29 protein-coding genes are annotated in these 14,480 nt (G+C 44.9%); all 29 read left to right on the top strand.

Annotated features, from left to right (window positions below):
* Positions 1-111 (top strand): hypothetical protein (locus ACROAE_RS20050; protein ID WP_432405835.1); only part of this gene is annotated, 111 nt, incomplete at its 5' end.
* Between the two features lie 355 nt (positions 112-466).
* Complete coding sequence (gene rpsJ / locus ACROAE_RS20045; protein WP_011635639.1) at positions 467-778, top strand: 30S ribosomal protein S10; 312 nt, start codon at positions 467-469, stop codon at positions 776-778.
* A gap of 27 nt (positions 779-805) precedes the next feature.
* Entirely contained in the window at positions 806-1,444 is a 639-nt protein-coding gene (gene rplC / locus ACROAE_RS20040; protein WP_188959286.1) for a 50S ribosomal protein L3, read from the top strand.
* 16 nt (positions 1,445-1,460) lie between these two features.
* Positions 1,461-2,066, top strand: coding sequence for a 50S ribosomal protein L4 (gene rplD, locus ACROAE_RS20035; RefSeq protein WP_160056445.1), 606 nt, complete (start codon positions 1,461-1,463; stop codon positions 2,064-2,066).
* Positions 2,063-2,365 (top strand): 50S ribosomal protein L23, encoded by a 303-nt coding sequence (rplW, locus tag ACROAE_RS20030; protein WP_124729276.1) that lies wholly within the window; start codon positions 2,063-2,065, stop codon positions 2,363-2,365. The genes rplD and rplW overlap by 4 nt, the downstream gene beginning before the upstream one ends.
* Positions 2,366-2,381: 16 nt before the next feature.
* Positions 2,382-3,206, top strand: coding sequence for a 50S ribosomal protein L2 (gene rplB / locus ACROAE_RS20025; RefSeq protein ID WP_188959288.1), 825 nt, complete (start codon positions 2,382-2,384; stop codon positions 3,204-3,206).
* A 15-nt stretch (positions 3,207-3,221) separates the two neighbouring features.
* A complete protein-coding gene (rpsS, locus tag ACROAE_RS20020) occupies positions 3,222-3,500 on the top strand; it encodes a 30S ribosomal protein S19 (protein WP_006083596.1) in 279 nt (92 codons plus the stop codon).
* Positions 3,501-3,515: 15 nt separating this feature from the next.
* A complete protein-coding gene (gene rplV, locus ACROAE_RS20015; RefSeq protein WP_011635644.1) occupies positions 3,516-3,848 on the top strand; it encodes a 50S ribosomal protein L22 in 333 nt (110 codons plus the stop codon).
* 12 nt (positions 3,849-3,860) lie between these two features.
* On the top strand, positions 3,861-4,550 hold the full coding sequence (rpsC, locus tag ACROAE_RS20010) for a 30S ribosomal protein S3 (RefSeq protein ID WP_432405883.1): 690 nt from the start codon (positions 3,861-3,863) through the stop codon (positions 4,548-4,550).
* 11 nt (positions 4,551-4,561) lie between these two features.
* Positions 4,562-4,972: a 50S ribosomal protein L16 gene (gene rplP, locus ACROAE_RS20005; RefSeq protein WP_188959293.1), complete on the top strand. Its 411-nt coding sequence runs from the start codon at positions 4,562-4,564 to the stop codon at positions 4,970-4,972.
* Positions 4,972-5,163: a 50S ribosomal protein L29 gene (gene rpmC / locus ACROAE_RS20000; protein WP_006083592.1), complete on the top strand. Its 192-nt coding sequence runs from the start codon at positions 4,972-4,974 to the stop codon at positions 5,161-5,163. The genes rplP and rpmC overlap by 1 nt, the downstream gene beginning before the upstream one ends.
* Entirely contained in the window at positions 5,163-5,411 is a 249-nt protein-coding gene (gene rpsQ, locus ACROAE_RS19995) for a 30S ribosomal protein S17 (protein ID WP_432405876.1), read from the top strand. The genes rpmC and rpsQ overlap by 1 nt, the downstream gene beginning before the upstream one ends.
* A 177-nt stretch (positions 5,412-5,588) precedes the next feature.
* On the top strand, positions 5,589-5,957 hold the full coding sequence (gene rplN, locus ACROAE_RS19990; protein WP_011635649.1) for a 50S ribosomal protein L14: 369 nt from the start codon (positions 5,589-5,591) through the stop codon (positions 5,955-5,957).
* Between the two features lie 11 nt (positions 5,958-5,968).
* Positions 5,969-6,283: a 50S ribosomal protein L24 gene (rplX, locus tag ACROAE_RS19985; RefSeq protein WP_432405872.1), complete on the top strand. Its 315-nt coding sequence runs from the start codon at positions 5,969-5,971 to the stop codon at positions 6,281-6,283.
* Positions 6,284-6,296: 13 nt separating this feature from the next.
* On the top strand, positions 6,297-6,836 hold the full coding sequence (gene rplE / locus ACROAE_RS19980; protein ID WP_261299974.1) for a 50S ribosomal protein L5: 540 nt from the start codon (positions 6,297-6,299) through the stop codon (positions 6,834-6,836).
* Between the two features lie 10 nt (positions 6,837-6,846).
* Positions 6,847-7,152 carry a 30S ribosomal protein S14 gene (gene rpsN, locus ACROAE_RS19975; protein WP_432405868.1) on the top strand — a complete coding sequence of 102 codons (306 nt, stop codon included), beginning with the start codon at positions 6,847-6,849 and terminating at the stop codon, positions 7,150-7,152.
* Positions 7,153-7,176: 24 nt separating this feature from the next.
* The gene (gene rpsH, locus ACROAE_RS19970) at positions 7,177-7,569 is read left to right on the top strand and encodes a 30S ribosomal protein S8 (RefSeq protein WP_432405866.1); all 393 of its coding nucleotides are present in this window, start codon (positions 7,177-7,179) and stop codon (positions 7,567-7,569) included.
* A 10-nt stretch (positions 7,570-7,579) separates the two neighbouring features.
* Positions 7,580-8,113, top strand: a complete 534-nt coding sequence (rplF, locus tag ACROAE_RS19965) for a 50S ribosomal protein L6 (RefSeq protein ID WP_432405860.1) — start codon at positions 7,580-7,582, stop codon at positions 8,111-8,113.
* Between the two features lie 10 nt (positions 8,114-8,123).
* Complete coding sequence (gene rplR / locus ACROAE_RS19960; RefSeq protein WP_432405856.1) at positions 8,124-8,474, top strand: 50S ribosomal protein L18; 351 nt, start codon at positions 8,124-8,126, stop codon at positions 8,472-8,474.
* An 11-nt stretch (positions 8,475-8,485) separates the two neighbouring features.
* On the top strand, positions 8,486-8,989 hold the full coding sequence (rpsE, locus tag ACROAE_RS19955; RefSeq protein ID WP_011494651.1) for a 30S ribosomal protein S5: 504 nt from the start codon (positions 8,486-8,488) through the stop codon (positions 8,987-8,989).
* Positions 8,990-8,995: 6 nt separating this feature from the next.
* On the top strand, positions 8,996-9,178 hold the full coding sequence (rpmD, locus tag ACROAE_RS19950; RefSeq protein WP_137224586.1) for a 50S ribosomal protein L30: 183 nt from the start codon (positions 8,996-8,998) through the stop codon (positions 9,176-9,178).
* Between the two features lie 4 nt (positions 9,179-9,182).
* The gene (rplO, locus tag ACROAE_RS19945; protein ID WP_011635657.1) at positions 9,183-9,617 is read left to right on the top strand and encodes a 50S ribosomal protein L15; all 435 of its coding nucleotides are present in this window, start codon (positions 9,183-9,185) and stop codon (positions 9,615-9,617) included.
* Between the two features lie 7 nt (positions 9,618-9,624).
* Positions 9,625-10,965 (top strand): preprotein translocase subunit SecY, encoded by a 1,341-nt coding sequence (gene secY / locus ACROAE_RS19940; protein ID WP_188926897.1) that lies wholly within the window; start codon positions 9,625-9,627, stop codon positions 10,963-10,965.
* A 23-nt stretch (positions 10,966-10,988) separates the two neighbouring features.
* Positions 10,989-11,102: a 50S ribosomal protein L36 gene (gene rpmJ / locus ACROAE_RS19935; RefSeq protein ID WP_006083579.1), complete on the top strand. Its 114-nt coding sequence runs from the start codon at positions 10,989-10,991 to the stop codon at positions 11,100-11,102.
* A gap of 118 nt (positions 11,103-11,220) precedes the next feature.
* Complete coding sequence (gene rpsM / locus ACROAE_RS19930; RefSeq protein WP_011635660.1) at positions 11,221-11,577, top strand: 30S ribosomal protein S13; 357 nt, start codon at positions 11,221-11,223, stop codon at positions 11,575-11,577.
* 17 nt (positions 11,578-11,594) lie between these two features.
* Positions 11,595-11,987 (top strand): 30S ribosomal protein S11, encoded by a 393-nt coding sequence (gene rpsK / locus ACROAE_RS19925; protein ID WP_011635661.1) that lies wholly within the window; start codon positions 11,595-11,597, stop codon positions 11,985-11,987.
* A 32-nt stretch (positions 11,988-12,019) separates the two neighbouring features.
* Positions 12,020-12,640, top strand: a complete 621-nt coding sequence (gene rpsD, locus ACROAE_RS19920) for a 30S ribosomal protein S4 (protein ID WP_432405849.1) — start codon at positions 12,020-12,022, stop codon at positions 12,638-12,640.
* 24 nt (positions 12,641-12,664) lie between these two features.
* Positions 12,665-13,654 (top strand): DNA-directed RNA polymerase subunit alpha, encoded by a 990-nt coding sequence (locus ACROAE_RS19915; RefSeq protein ID WP_160056417.1) that lies wholly within the window; start codon positions 12,665-12,667, stop codon positions 13,652-13,654.
* A 40-nt stretch (positions 13,655-13,694) separates the two neighbouring features.
* Positions 13,695-14,090: a 50S ribosomal protein L17 gene (gene rplQ / locus ACROAE_RS19910; RefSeq protein WP_432405844.1), complete on the top strand. Its 396-nt coding sequence runs from the start codon at positions 13,695-13,697 to the stop codon at positions 14,088-14,090.
* Positions 14,091-14,480: the final 390 nt, after the last annotated feature.

Below are 14,480 nucleotides of genomic sequence, written 5' to 3'. Positions count from 1 at the left end.
ATGGTAGTTACCCTGATTTACCCAATCGCGATGGACGACGGTTTACGTTTCGCTATCCGTGAAGGTGGCCGTACAGTTGGTGCTGGTGTAGTAGCTAAAATCATCGCGTAATAGCGACTTTAGTGAATACTGAAAAAGGAAGCTTCGGCTTCCTTTTTTGTTTTTAGGAATAAATCAGACAATCTGCTAGCATAAACGCATAAATTGTGTAAAATGCGCCGCAATTGATTGTGAAAAGACTTTCTGAAGACTATTTACACAATGGGCTTGATCTCCAATAGAAGATCTGTATAATTGCCCTCTCGCTGACATGTGCAGCGAAAATATTTGTCTAACCTTTTAGGTTATTCATATTCATAGCGACTCCGATTGGGAGTCGAACGGTTAAATCATCTCGCTCTGCTTTTCCAGAAAGGAAAAAGCTAGAGGGTGATTTTTTATGTGTCCATTTTAGGAGCTCTGGTCAATGCAGAACCAAAGAATCCGTATCCGCTTGAAAGGCTTTGATCATCGTTTGATTGATCAGTCTACAGCGGAAATCGTTGAAACTGCTAAGCGTACAGGCGCGCAGGTACGTGGACCTATTCCACTACCAACACGCAAAGAGCGTTATACCGTTTTGATCTCTCCGCACGTTAATAAAGATGCACGTGATCAGTACGAAATTCGTACCCACAAGCGTTTAGTTGACATCGTAGAGCCAACAGAAAAGACTGTAGACGCATTAATGCGTTTAGATCTTGCGGCTGGTGTCGACGTTCAGATTAGCTTAGGTTAATTGAGATCCTTAGAAGAGGTTTGAGAGATGGCTATCGGTCTTATTGGTCGTAAAGTGGGTATGACTCGCATCTTCACAGAAGATGGTACGTCAATCCCTGTAACAGTAATTGAAATTGCTGGCAACCGCGTTACTCAAGTGAAAACTTTAGAAACTGACGGCTACCGCGCACTTCAAGTGACTACTGGTACCAAAAAAGCCAATCGCATCACCAAAGCAGAAGCAGGTCATTTTGCCAAGGGCGGCGTAGAAGCCGGTCGTGGTTTATGGGAATTGCGTTTAGCAGATGGTGAAGGCGAAGGCATTGAAGTTGGTGCTGAGCTTAATGTTGATATTTTCGCAGAAGTTGTGAAAGTAGATGTTACTGGTCAATCAAAAGGTAAGGGCTTCCAAGGCGGTATTAAACGCTGGAACTTCCGTACTCAAGATGCGACTCACGGTAACTCATTGGCGCACCGCGCGAACGGTTCTATTGGTCAGAACCAAACGCCTGGTCGTGTATTCAAAGGCAAAAAAATGTCAGGTCATATGGGTGCTGAGCAAGTAACTACTCAAAATCTACACGTTGTACGTGTTGATGCAGAGCGTAACTTGTTATTAGTACGCGGCGCAGTTCCAGGCGCTACCAATGGTGATCTAATCATTAAGCCTGCAGTTAAAGCTTAGGTCTGAGGAGATAGTAATGGAATTGGTATTGAAAGACGCGCAAAGCGCTCTTGAAGTTTCCGAAACTACCTTCGGCCGTGACTTTAACGAGGCACTGGTTCATCAGGTAGTTGTAGCTTACGCTGCAAACGCACGTCAGGGCACTCGTGCTCAAAAGACTCGTGCGGAAGTAACTGGCTCTGGTAAAAAACCATGGCGCCAGAAAGGCACAGGCCGCGCTCGTGCCGGTAGTGTTAAAGGCCCAATCTGGCGTGGCGGTGGCGTAACATTCGCTGCTAAAACCCAAGATCACAGCCAAAAAGTTAACAAGAAGATGTACCGTGGTGCTCTTAAGAGCATTCTGTCTGAATTGGTACGTCAAGAGCGTTTAGTTGTTGTTGAATCATTTAGTGTTGAAGCTCCTAAAACTAAAGAGCTTAAAGCTAAATTAGCAGCAATGAACTTAGAAGACGTTCTAATTGTTACAGCTGAAGTTGATGAGAATTTATTCTTAGCAGCTCGCAACTTATACAAAGTTGACGTACGTGACGTAGCGGGTCTAGATCCAGTTAGTCTAATTGCGTTCAACACTGTTCTTGTTACTGCTGATGCAGTGAAGCAAATCGAGGAGATGCTAGCATGATCCGCGAAGAACGTTTGCTAAAAGTGATTCTAGCTCCACATATCTCTGAAAAGAGTACTGTAGTCGCTGAGAAGAACAACACTGTAGTTTTCCGCGTAGCAATCGATGCGACTAAAGCAGAGATCAAAGCTGCAGTAGCGAAGCTATTTGAAGTTGAAGTAGATTCAGTTCGTACTTTAGTTAACAAAGGCAAAACCAAACGTACCGGTGGCCGTGTAGGTCGTCGTAGCGATTGGAAAAAAGCTTATGTAACTTTAGCTGCGGGTGCTGACATCGATTTCGTCGGCGGCGCTGAGTAAGCATAGGAGAATTATCATGGCAGTTATTAAGTGTAAGCCAACCTCTCCAGGTCGTCGCCACGTAGTTAAAGTGGTGAATACGGACCTGCATAAGGGTAAACCTTTTGCTGGCCTGTTGGCGAGAAAAACCAAAAGTGGTGGCCGTAACAATACTGGTCGTATCACTGTACGCCACGTAGGTGGTGGACATAAGCAGCACTATCGTTTAATCGACTTTAAACGCGATAAAGATGGTATCCCTGCGAAAGTTGAACGTCTTGAATACGATCCAAACCGTACAGCGCACATTGCGTTAGTACTGTATGCAGATGGTGAACGTCGTTATATTCTTGCTGCTAAAGGCATGAAAGCTGGCGACCCAATCAAATCTGGTTTGGATGCAGAAATCAAGACTGGTAACGCTATGCCGTTACGCAACATTCCTGTCGGTTCAGTTGTACACGCTGTTGAAATGAAGCCTGGTAAAGGCGCTCAGATCGCACGTTCAGCTGGTGCTTATGTGCAAGTTGTTGCTCGTGATGGTGCCTACGCAACTCTACGTCTTCGCTCTGGCGAAATGCGTAAAGTTCCAGTAGATTGCCGCGCGACATTTGGTGAAGTTGGTAATGCCGAACACATGCTACGCCAGTTAGGCAAAGCAGGTGCTAAGCGCTGGAGAGGCATACGCCCTACAGTGCGTGGTGTTGCAATGAACCCAGTAGACCATCCACATGGTGGTGGTGAAGGCCGTACTTCTGGTGGACGTCATCCAGTGAGTCCATGGGGTGTGCCAACTAAGGGTTATAAAACTCGTAGTAACAAGCGCACTGACAAGTACATCGTACGTCGTCGTAATAAATAAGTAAGAGGATTCGCCATGCCACGTTCTCTCAAGAAAGGTCCCTTCATTGACCTGCACTTGCTGAAGAAGGTAGAGAAAGCGATGGAAGCGGGAGATAAAAAGCCAATTAAAACTTGGTCTCGCCGCTCAATGATCATCCCTAATATGATTGGGTTGACCATCGCTGTCCATAATGGTCGTCAGCACGTACCTGTGTTCGTAACTGACGAGATGATCGGCCACAAGCTTGGTGAATTTTCACCAACTCGCACTTATCGCGGCCATGCTGCAGATAAGAAAGCGAAGAAGCGTTAATACGGGAGGAATAAGATGGAAGTTTTAGCTAAACATCGTTTTGCTCGTACGTCTGCGCAGAAGGCCCGTCTAGTTGCTGATCAGATTCGCGGATTGCCAGTTTCTAAGGCCCTCGAGATTTTGACGTTCAGCCCAAAGAAAGCCGCCGTACTGGTTAAGAAAGTACTTGACTCAGCTATCGCAAACGCCGAACACAACGAAGGTGCGGATATTGATGAGCTTAAAGTTGGAGCCGTCTTCGTAGATGAAGGCCCAACAATGAAGCGTATCATGCCACGTGCCAAAGGCCGCGCTGATCGTATCATGAAGCGTACCAGCCACATCACTGTGGTTGTAGCAGATCGCTAGGAGAAGAGAGCAATGGGACAGAAAGTACATCCTAATGGTATCCGTCTGGGTATCACCAAGCCTTGGATCTCTACCTGGTACGCCGATAAATCAGATTATGCAAATAATCTGAACAGCGACTGGGAAGTGCGTCAATATTTAACTGCAAAGTTAAAAGCCGCATCAGTATCTAAGATTGTTATCGAACGCCCAGCGAAAAGCATCCGCGTTACGATTCACACTGCCCGTCCAGGTGTTGTGATTGGTAAGAAAGGTGAAGACGTTGAAGTATTACGTGCACATGTGTCTAAAATCACAGGCACTACTGCTCAAATCAACATCGCTGAAATCCGTAAACCTGAACTAGACGCTAAGTTAGTTGCTGACTCTATTGCTCAGCAATTAGAACGTCGTGTTATGTTCCGTCGTGCTATGAAGCGCGCAGTTCAAAACGCAATGCGCATTGGTGCTCAAGGTATCAAAGTTCAAGTGAGCGGCCGTTTAGGTGGCGCTGAAATCGCACGTGCTGAATGGTATCGTGAAGGTCGTGTACCTTTACATACATTACGTGCTGATATCGACTACTCAACTGCAGAAAGTCACACGCAATATGGTGTGATTGGTATTAAAGTTTGGATCTTCAAAGGCGAAGTTCTAGACGGTTTAATACCTGCTATTGAAGAGCCAAAGCAGCAACCTAAGCGTAAGCCTCGTGGTAAATAGGAGAAACTTTTATGCTGCAACCTAAACGTATGAAGTTTCGCAAGATGTTCAAGGGCCGCAACCGTGGTCTAGCGAACGGTACTGAAGTTAGCTTTGGTACTTTCGGTTTGAAAGCAGTCGGCCGTGGCCGTTTAACTGCACGTCAAATTGAATCTGCACGTCGTGCCATGACACGTCATGTTAAACGTCAAGGACAAATTTGGATTCGAGTTTTCCCTGACAAGCCAATTACCTCTAAGCCTCTTGAAGTGCGTATGGGTAAAGGTAAAGGTAACGTTGAATACTGGGTATGTCAGATTCAACCTGGTAAGGTTCTTTATGAGATGGGTGGTGTACCTGAAGCTTTGGCTCGTGAAGCCTTCGCTTTGGCTTCTGCCAAACTTCCTTTAAAGACTACCTTCGTAACTAAGACGGTGATGTAATGAAAGCGAGCGAACTAAGAGAAAAGAGCGTTGAAGAACTTAACGCTGAATTACTTGGTCTGCTGCGTGAGCAGTTTAACCTGCGTATGCAACACGCTACTGGTCAATTGACTCAAACGAATCAATTGAAACTAGTGCGTCGTAACATTGCACGTGTTAAGACCATTATTACTTCTAAGGCAGGTGCGTAATGTCTGATAAAACCCGTACTTTGCAAGGTAAAGTTGTAAGCAACAAGATGGAAAAATCTATCACTGTTGCTATTGAACGCCAAGTGAAACACCCTATTTATGGGAAGTACATTAAGCGTACAACTAAGATCCATGCACATGACGAAACTAATCAGTGTAATGAAGGTGACATCGTGACAATTAGTCAGTGTCGTCCTCTATCTAAGACTAAGTCTTGGACACTAGCTGAAGTAGTAACAAAAGCCTAATTTTATTAGGTTAACGTAAACGGCTCCAGAATTTGGGGCCGTTTGTTTTTTTTGCTATGCATTCGCAAAATGTGGTGTTATACTTGCGCGCCATTTTTGAGTAAATTATTGCTTAAATTTGGTTCAAAATATACTCCCATAGTGGGATTGTGTAGTAACGATAGCGGAGCACTTGAAATGATCCAAATGCAATCGACTCTAGACGTCGCATGTAACAGCGGCGCACGCAGAGTTCAGTGTATTAAGGTCTTGGGTGGCTCTCATCGTCGTTATGCCGGTATCGGCGACATCATTAAAGTTTCTGTTAAAGAAGCAATTCCTCGCGCTAAAGCGAAGAAAGGTGATGTATATAACGCGGTGGTAGTCCGTACTAAGAAAGGCGTACGTCGTCCAGACGGTTCTGTCATTCGCTTCGATCGGAATGCAGCGGTATTGCTTAACGCAAACCTTGCACCGATTGGTACTCGTATCTTTGGCCCAGTGACACGTGAATTGCGTAATGATAAATTCATGAAAATTGTCTCGCTGGCACCAGAAGTACTGTAAGGAGCTTCAAAATGGCAGCTAAAATCCGTCGTGAAGACGAAGTAGTAATATTAGCAGGTAAAGACAAGGGTAAACGCGCTAAGGTTTCTCAAGTTCTACCTACTGGTAAATTAATTGTTGAAGGCATCAATCTAGTTAAAAAGCACCAGAAGCCAAACCCACAATTGGGCGTGACTGGCGGCGTTATCGAGAAAGAAGCACCGATACAAGCATCAAACGTTGCGATCTTTAACCAAGCCACAGGCAAGGCGGATCGTGTTGGTTTCCGATTTGAAGACGGTAAAAAAGTCCGTTTCTTTAAGTCGAACAGCGAACTCGTTAAGTAATTTGGAGTAAACGATGGCGAAACTGCATGATAAATATCAAGAGACTGTGGTCGCTGAACTAGCTAAAAAGTTCGGTTATAGCAGTGTCATGCAAGTCCCTCGGATTGAGAAAATCACCCTTAATATGGGTGTTGGCGAAGCTGTTGCAGATAAGAAAGTTATGGAGCATGCGCTTCGTGACATGACTGCAATCGCTGGTCAAAAACCAATTGTAACTGTTGCTCGTAAATCAGTTGCTGGTTTTAAAATCCGTGAAGGCTACCCTATTGGCTGTAAAGTTACCCTACGCGGTGAGCGTATGTGGGAATTTTTAGAGCGTCTAGTTGACATTGCAATTCCACGTATTCGTGACTTCCGTGGCTTAAGCGCTAAAGCGTTTGACGGCCGTGGTAACTACGCAATGGGTGTGAAAGAGCAGATCATCTTCCCAGAAATCGATTACGATAAAATCGATAAAATTCGCGGTATGGATATTGTTATCACTACCACTGCGAAGAATGACGAAGAAGGTCGTGCTTTGTTGACCGCTTTTAACTTCCCATTTAAGAAATAAGGGTAGCATAATGGCTAAAACATCTATGAAAGCACGTGAAGCAAAACGTGCGCAGCTCGTAGCTAAGTTCGCTGAGAAGCGTCTAGCACTTAAAGCTACTATCAGTAACCCAGAGTCTTCTGACGAAGATCGTTGGGATGCTGTGCTTAAGTTGCAAGCACTACCACGTGATTCAAGCGCATCGCGTCAACGCAATCGCTGTAATCAAACTGGTCGCCCACATGGCGTTTTACGTAAATTCGGCTTAAGCCGTATTAAATTACGTGAAGCAACTATGCGCGGTGAAGTTCCTGGTCTACGTAAGGCCAGCTGGTAAGCACTTGTCACGGAGTAAGCTAATATGAGCATGCAAGATCCTATTGCGGATATGTTAACCCGTATTCGTAACGGCCAAGCTGCTAACCACGTATCTGTAAAGATGCCTTCAGCTAAGTTAAAAGTAGCAATCGCGAAATTACTTAAAGATGAAGGTTTCATTACTGACTACGCCGTAGCAGATGAAGCTAAGCCTGAATTAGAAATTACATTAAAGTATTTTCAAGGCAAACCAGTCGTTGAGACTATCCAGCGCGTAAGCCGTCCTGGTCTTCGTATTTACAAAGGTAAAGACGAACTTCCAAAGGTTATGGGCGGTCTGGGTATCGCAATTGTGTCCACTTCTCAAGGCTTGATGACTGATCGTGCCGCCCGCCAATTTGGCTCGGGTGGCGAGGTTATCTGCTACGTAGCGTAAGGAGTTAGTAATGTCTCGTGTTGCAAAGGCACCAGTCACTATCCCTGCTGGCGTAGAGGTGACTATAAGCGAACAGATTTTAACCGTCAAAGGCGGTAAAGGAAGTCTGACTCGAGTAATCAATAATGCGGTTAATGTTGTTATTGAAGATGCACTAATAAAGTTCCTACCTGTTGAAGGCGTTTCTGACGCTTGGGCACAGGCTGGTACTACTCGTGCACTTGTAAACAATATGATTGTTGGTGTATCTCAAGGTTTTGTGAAAAAACTTAAATTGGTTGGCGTTGGTTACCGTGCAAAGATTGCTGGTAGCGACTTAGACCTTACATTAGGTTTTTCACATCCATTAGTACACAAACTTCCCGCAGGCGTAACTGCTGAATGTCCTAGTCAAACTGAAATCGTCCTAACAGGCGTTGATAAACAGTTAGTAGGTCAAACTGCAGCCAACATTCGTGGCTATCGTCCACCAGAGCCTTACAAAGGCAAAGGTGTTCGCTATGACGACGAAGTTGTACGCCGTAAAGAGGCTAAGAAGAAGTAGGTAACGCGATATGGATAAGAAAACATCTCGCTTACGTCGCGCGTTACGTGCACGTAAGAAGATCCAAGAGCTAGGCGTGAACCGTCTGGTTGTACATCGTACACCGCGTCACATCTATGCTCAGGTGATCAGTCCTGAATTTAAGGTGTTAGCTGCTGCGTCAACTGTTGAAAAAACAGTTAAAGAGCAACTAAAGAGTACCGGAAACGTAGATGCGGCCAAAGCAGTGGGTAAAACTGTTGCTGAGCGTGCGATCGAGAAGGGCGTAGCTATTGTTGCGTTCGACCGTTCTGGATTCAAGTATCATGGCCGTGTAGCTGCTCTTGCAGATGCCGCTCGTGAAGCTGGCCTGAAATTCTAAGGGGTTATAAAATGGCTAAATTAGAAGCTCAGCAAAAAGACGATCTGCAAGAGAAATTGATTGCAGTTAATCGTGTTTCTAAAGTCGTTAAGGGCGGTCGTATCTTTAGCTTCACAGCACTAACAGTAGTGGGTGACGGTAACGGTAAGATCGGCTATGGCTATGGAAAAGCGCGTGAAGTTCCAGCTGCTATTCAAAAAGCAATGGAAAAAGCCCGTCGTAACATGGTAACCGTGGAGTTGAATGCAGGTACTTTGCATCACCCAGTTAAAGGTCGCCATACTGGTTCAAAAGTTTATATGCAACCAGCATCACAGGGTACCGGTATTATTGCCGGTGGCGCAATGCGTGCCGTATTAGAAGTTGCAGGCGTTCATAACGTTCTGTCAAAAGCATACGGTTCTACTAACCCGATCAACATCGTTCGCGCAACTGTCGATGCGTTGGTGCACATGAAGTCACCAGCTCAAATCGCAGCAAAACGTGGCCTGAATGTTGATGAAATTCGGGGGTAATGCACCATGGCTACTAAAACTTTAAAAGTAACACAGACTAAAAGCAGCATCGGTCGTTTACCAAAACACCGTGCTACCCTAACCGGTTTAGGTCTGCGTCGTATTGGTCACACTGTTGAAGTTGAAGATACTCCTTCAGTTCGCGGTATGATCAATAAGGTGTACTACATGGTTTCGGTGGAGGAATAAGATAATGCGTCTAAATACTCTATCTCCAGCAGCAGGTTCTAAATCTGCTCCTAAGCGTGTAGGCCGTGGTATTGGTTCAGGTTTAGGTAAAACAGCGGGTCGCGGCCATAAAGGTCAGAAGTCTCGTTCAGGCGGCGGCGTTCGCGTCGGTTTTGAAGGTGGTCAAATGCCACTTAAGATCCGTCTACCTAAGTTTGGTTTTACCTCGCGTCGCGCTTTGGTAACAGCTGAAGTTCGTTTACTCGAACTAGCAAAAGTTAACGGTGATGTTGTCGATTTGAATGCACTGAAAGATGCGAACGTTATTACTCGCAACATCCAGTTTGCGAAAATCGTTCTTTCAGGTACCATTGACCGCCCAGTGACTGTAAAAGGTCTAAAGGTAACCAAAGGTGCTCGTGCAGCTATTGAAGCTGCCGGTGGCAAGATCGAGGAATAATACGTCGATGGCAAAACCAGGACTTGATTTAAAAAGCGCGAAAGGCGGTTTCTCTGAACTGAAAACTCGTCTTCTGTTCGTGATTGGTGCGATTATCGTCTTTAGAGCCGGTTCGTTCGTGCCAATTCCTGGTATTGACGCAGCTGTATTAGCAGAGCTTTTTGCTCAGCAGAAAGATACCATCCTTGGCATGTTTAACATGTTCTCGGGTGGTGCTTTAGAGCGTGCTTCTATCTTCGCATTAGGTATAATGCCGTATATTTCGGCATCTATTATCATGCAGTTATTGACTGTTGTGCATCCTGCACTAGCTGAATTGAAAAAAGAAGGCGAATCAGGACGTAAAAAAATCAGTCAATATACTCGATATGGCACACTTGTGTTGGGTACATTGCAATCTATCGGTATTGCAACGGGTTTACCAAATCTCATGCCTGGCCTTGTTGCCAATCCTGGATTTGGTTTCTACTTTGTTGCTGTTGTCAGTTTAGTTACTGGAACGATGTTCCTAATGTGGCTAGGCGAACAAATTACCGAACGTGGTATTGGTAATGGTATCTCGATTTTAATTTTCGCAGGTATTGTTGCAGGTTTACCATCGGCTATCGGCTCAACAGCCGAGCAAGCTCGTCAAGGTGACATGAATGTATTAGTACTACTGTTGCTCGCGGTAATCGTATTTGCTGTAACTTATTTAGTGGTATTTGTGGAACGTGGTCAACGTCGTATCGTCGTTAACTACGCTAAACGCCAACAAGGCCGAAAGGTTTTTGCGGCGCAAAGCACTCACTTACCATTAAAAGTGAACATGGCAGGTGTGATTCCACCAATTTTTGCATCCAGCATTATTTTGTTTCCAGGCACACTGGCTCAGTGGTTTGGTCAAAATGAGTCTATGTCATGGTTAAGCGATTTCGCTTTAGCTGTGTCCCCTGGGCAACCGCTGTATTCATTATTGTACGCGACAGCAATCATCTTTTTCTGTTTCTTCTATACTGCGTTGGTTTTCAATCCACGCGAAACAGCGGATAATCTGAAAAAGAGTGGTGCATTCATTCCTGGGATCCGTCCCGGAGAACAGACTTCGCGTTACATAGATAAAGTCATGACACGTTTAACCTTAGCGGGTGCGTTGTACATTACCTTTATCTGCTTAATTCCGGAGTTCATGTTAATTGCGTGGAAAGTACAGTTCTATTTTGGCGGTACTTCACTACTAATTATTGTAGTCGTAATCATGGACTTCATGGCTCAGGTTCAGACCCATATGATGTCTCATCAGTATGAGTCTGTGATGAAGAAAGCTAATCTTGTGAACAAAGCGAACTTAGATCGCTTTGGTAAATAAGATTACTTTGACGGAGTGATGAAATGAAAGTTCGAGCTTCCGTGAAGAAGATCTGCCGTAATTGCAAGATCGTCAAGCGTAGTGGCGTTGTTCGCGTTATCTGTGTTGAACCAAAACACAAACAGCGTCAAGGCTAAGAAAGAATTTTAGTCAGCTCAATAATGGGCTGACTAAAAATATTGTTTGCAAATCTGTCGTCTGTCGAGTATCCTTTCGGGCTTTTCGCAGATGGCCTTTAACTTTAAGGAGTGCATAGTGGCCCGTATCGCTGGCATTAACATTCCTGATCAAAAGCATACAGTCATTGCATTGACTGCAATCTTTGGTATTGGACGTACACGCGCTAGAGCAATCTGCGCATCTACTTCAATTGCTGAAGACGCTAAGATCAAGGAATTGAGCGAAGCTCAAATAGATATCCTACGCGAAGAAGTCGCCAAATACACTGTAGAAGGTGACTTGCGTCGTGAGATTTCAATGAACATCAAACGTCTTATGGACCTTGGTTGTTATCGTGGTCTCCGCCATCGTCGTAGCCTGCCTCTTCGTGGGCAACGTACTAAGACCAATGCGCGTACGCGTAAAGGTCCACGTAAACCAATAAGAAAGTAACGGGAAGGTAAACCAAAATGGCTAAAGTTCCGTCACGTTCTCCGCGTAAGCGCGTACGTAAACAGGTTGCAGATGGCATGGCTCATATCCATGCTTCTTTCAACAACACAATTGTCACCATTACAGATCGTCAAGGTAATGCGTTGTCATGGGCTACCTCAGGTGGTTCTGGTTTCCGTGGTTCACGTAAATCAACACCATTCGCTGCACAGGTAGCTGCTGAGCGTGCAGGTATTGCTGCTCAAGACTACGGTGTTAAAAACCTTGAAGTTTTCGTGAAGGGTCCAGGTCCAGGTCGTGAATCAGCCATTCGTGCGCTGAACGCTGTTGGTTATAAAATAACTAACATTACCGATGTGACGCCTATCCCTCATAATGGCTGTCGTCCACCTAAAAAACGTCGTGTATAACACTGCGTATATAGGATAGTTGGAGAAAGATCATGGCAAGATACTTGGGTCCTAAGCTCAAGCTCAGCCGCAGAGAAGGTACAGACCTTTTCCTAAAAAGCGGTGTGAGAGCAATCGATTCGAAGTGTAAGCTTGAAGCTGCACCAGGACAACATGGCGCACGTAAGCCACGTTTGTCTGAGTACGGTTTACAGCTACGCGAGAAACAAAAAGTTCGTCGTATTTACGGTGTGCTAGAAAAGCAATTCCGTAACTACTATAAAGAAGCTGCACGTCTAAAAGGTAATACTGGTGAAAACCTATTACAACTTTTAGAAGTCCGCCTAGATAACGTCGTTTATCGTATGGGTTTCGGTTCTACTCGTGCAGAATCACGTCAGCTAGTAAGCCATAAATCTGTTATGGTTAACGGTCGTGTTGTTAACATTCCGTCATTCAAAGTGTCTGCGAATGATGTTGTAAGCATCCGTGAAAAGTCACGTACTCAAGCTCGTATTAAAGCGGCTTTAGAAGTGGCTGGTCAACGCGAGAAGCCTACATGGGTAGAAGTCGACAATGCGAAAATGGAAGGTGCTTTCAAGCGCGTTCCAGAACGTAGCGATTTGTCTGCGGATATTAACGAACAGCTGATCGTCGAGCTTTACTCTAAGTAAAGCTAACAAACAAGAGAGGACACAATGCAGGGTTCTGTTACAGAATTTCTTAAACCGCGTCTCGTTGATATTGAGCAGGTTAATTCAACTCGCGCCAAAGTTACACTAGAGCCACTCGAACGTGGTTTTGGCCATACCTTAGGTAACGCGTTGCGTCGCATCCTATTGTCGTCTATGCCAGGCTGTGCAGTTACTGAAGTCGAAATTGACGGAGTACTGCATGAGTACAGCAGTAAGGAAGGCGTACAAGAAGATATCCTTGAGATATTGCTTAATCTTAAGGGATTAGCAGTGACTATCGAGGGTAAAGACGAGGCTTTGCTTACATTAAGCAAGTCCGGCACAGGCCCTGTTACAGCAGCAGATATCACACATGATGGTGATGTTACCATTATGAATCCTGATCATGTTATCTGTCACTTGACCGGTAATAATGATATCAGCATGCGTATCCGCGTTGAGCGTGGTCGTGGTTATGTGCCAGCTTCGGCTCGTGCACAAACTGAAGACGACGATCGCCCAATTGGTCGCCTGTTGGTTGATGCTTCATTCTCACCTGTAGCTCGCATTGCTTATAATGTTGAAGCTGCTCGTGTAGAACAGCGTACTGACTTAGATAAACTTGTGATTGATATGACCACTAATGGTACTATTGATCCTGAGGAAGCAATTCGTCGTTCTGCAACAATTTTAGCTGAACAGCTAGATGCGTTTGTTGAATTACGTGATGTTACTGAGCAGGCTGTTGTAGAAGAGAAACCGGAGTTTGATCCGATTTTGCTGCGTCCTGTCGACGATTTAGAGCTAACTGTACGTTCGGCTAACTGTTTAAAAGCCGAAGCGATTCATTACATCGGAGATCTGGTACAACGCACTGAAGTTGAGTTGCTTAAGACCCCTAACTTAGGTAAGAAGTCTCTTACTGAAATTAAGGATGTTTTAGCGTCTCGCGGACTGTCGTTAGGTATGCGTCTTGAAAACTGGCCTCCAGCTAGTTTAGCAGACGACCTATAAGTCTCAGGTTAGTACAGATTTAGGTTATAAGGATTAGGTCATGCGCCATCGTAAGAGTGGTCGTCAACTAAACCGCAACAGCAGTCATCGTCAAGCTATGTTTCGTAACATGGCTTGTTCAATAGTTCGTCATGAGATTATCAAGACAACTACTGTTAAAGCGAAAGAACTGCGTCGCGTAGTTGAACCTCTAATAACACTTGCTAAAGTTGACAGCGTTGCAAATCGCCGTTTAGCTTTCGCTCGTACCCGCGACGCTGAAGTTGTAGGTAAGTTATTTACTGAATTGGGTCCACGCTTCCAGGATCGTCCTGGCGGTTACACCCGTATTCTTAAGTGTGGCCTACGTGCCGGTGATAAAGCCCCAATGGCTTACATCGAGTTAGTAGGTCGCCCTGAAGCTGCTGAAGCTGTTGAAGTAGAAGCTGCTGAGTAATTTTAATTACTCAACTAAAAACCGAGCCTAGGCTCGGTTTTTTTATACCTACACTTTTTCCTGAAATGTAATTCATAACCCTGATTTTATCTTTGATGACTTATATTTCAACCACAGCCAGAACCCCTTCATACATAGTTTTGTTTCAATGTTATTAAATCCTATTCCGCTTTGATAAGTGATGACTCATCTAGAGTTTAAAAGAGCTTAAACAAGGCGTATGAGTGAATGAATAGTCGTCTTCTTTCTTGCCATACAACGCGGTATTAAGCGACAATTACGGTGGCCGGTCTAGCGACAATTATCTTGGCCGGTTGATCTGATAAGGTTCGGTACAGCAGAACGGAGGAGTTCACTGTGCCGGGAACACGAATCACTGATCAGCAGGTC

The organism is Shewanella sp. MF05960, from assembly GCF_050849305.1.
In the GTDB taxonomy this organism is placed as follows: Bacteria; Pseudomonadota; Gammaproteobacteria; order Enterobacterales; family Shewanellaceae; genus Shewanella.
This window is presented reverse-complemented; position numbering and strand designations above follow the sequence as displayed.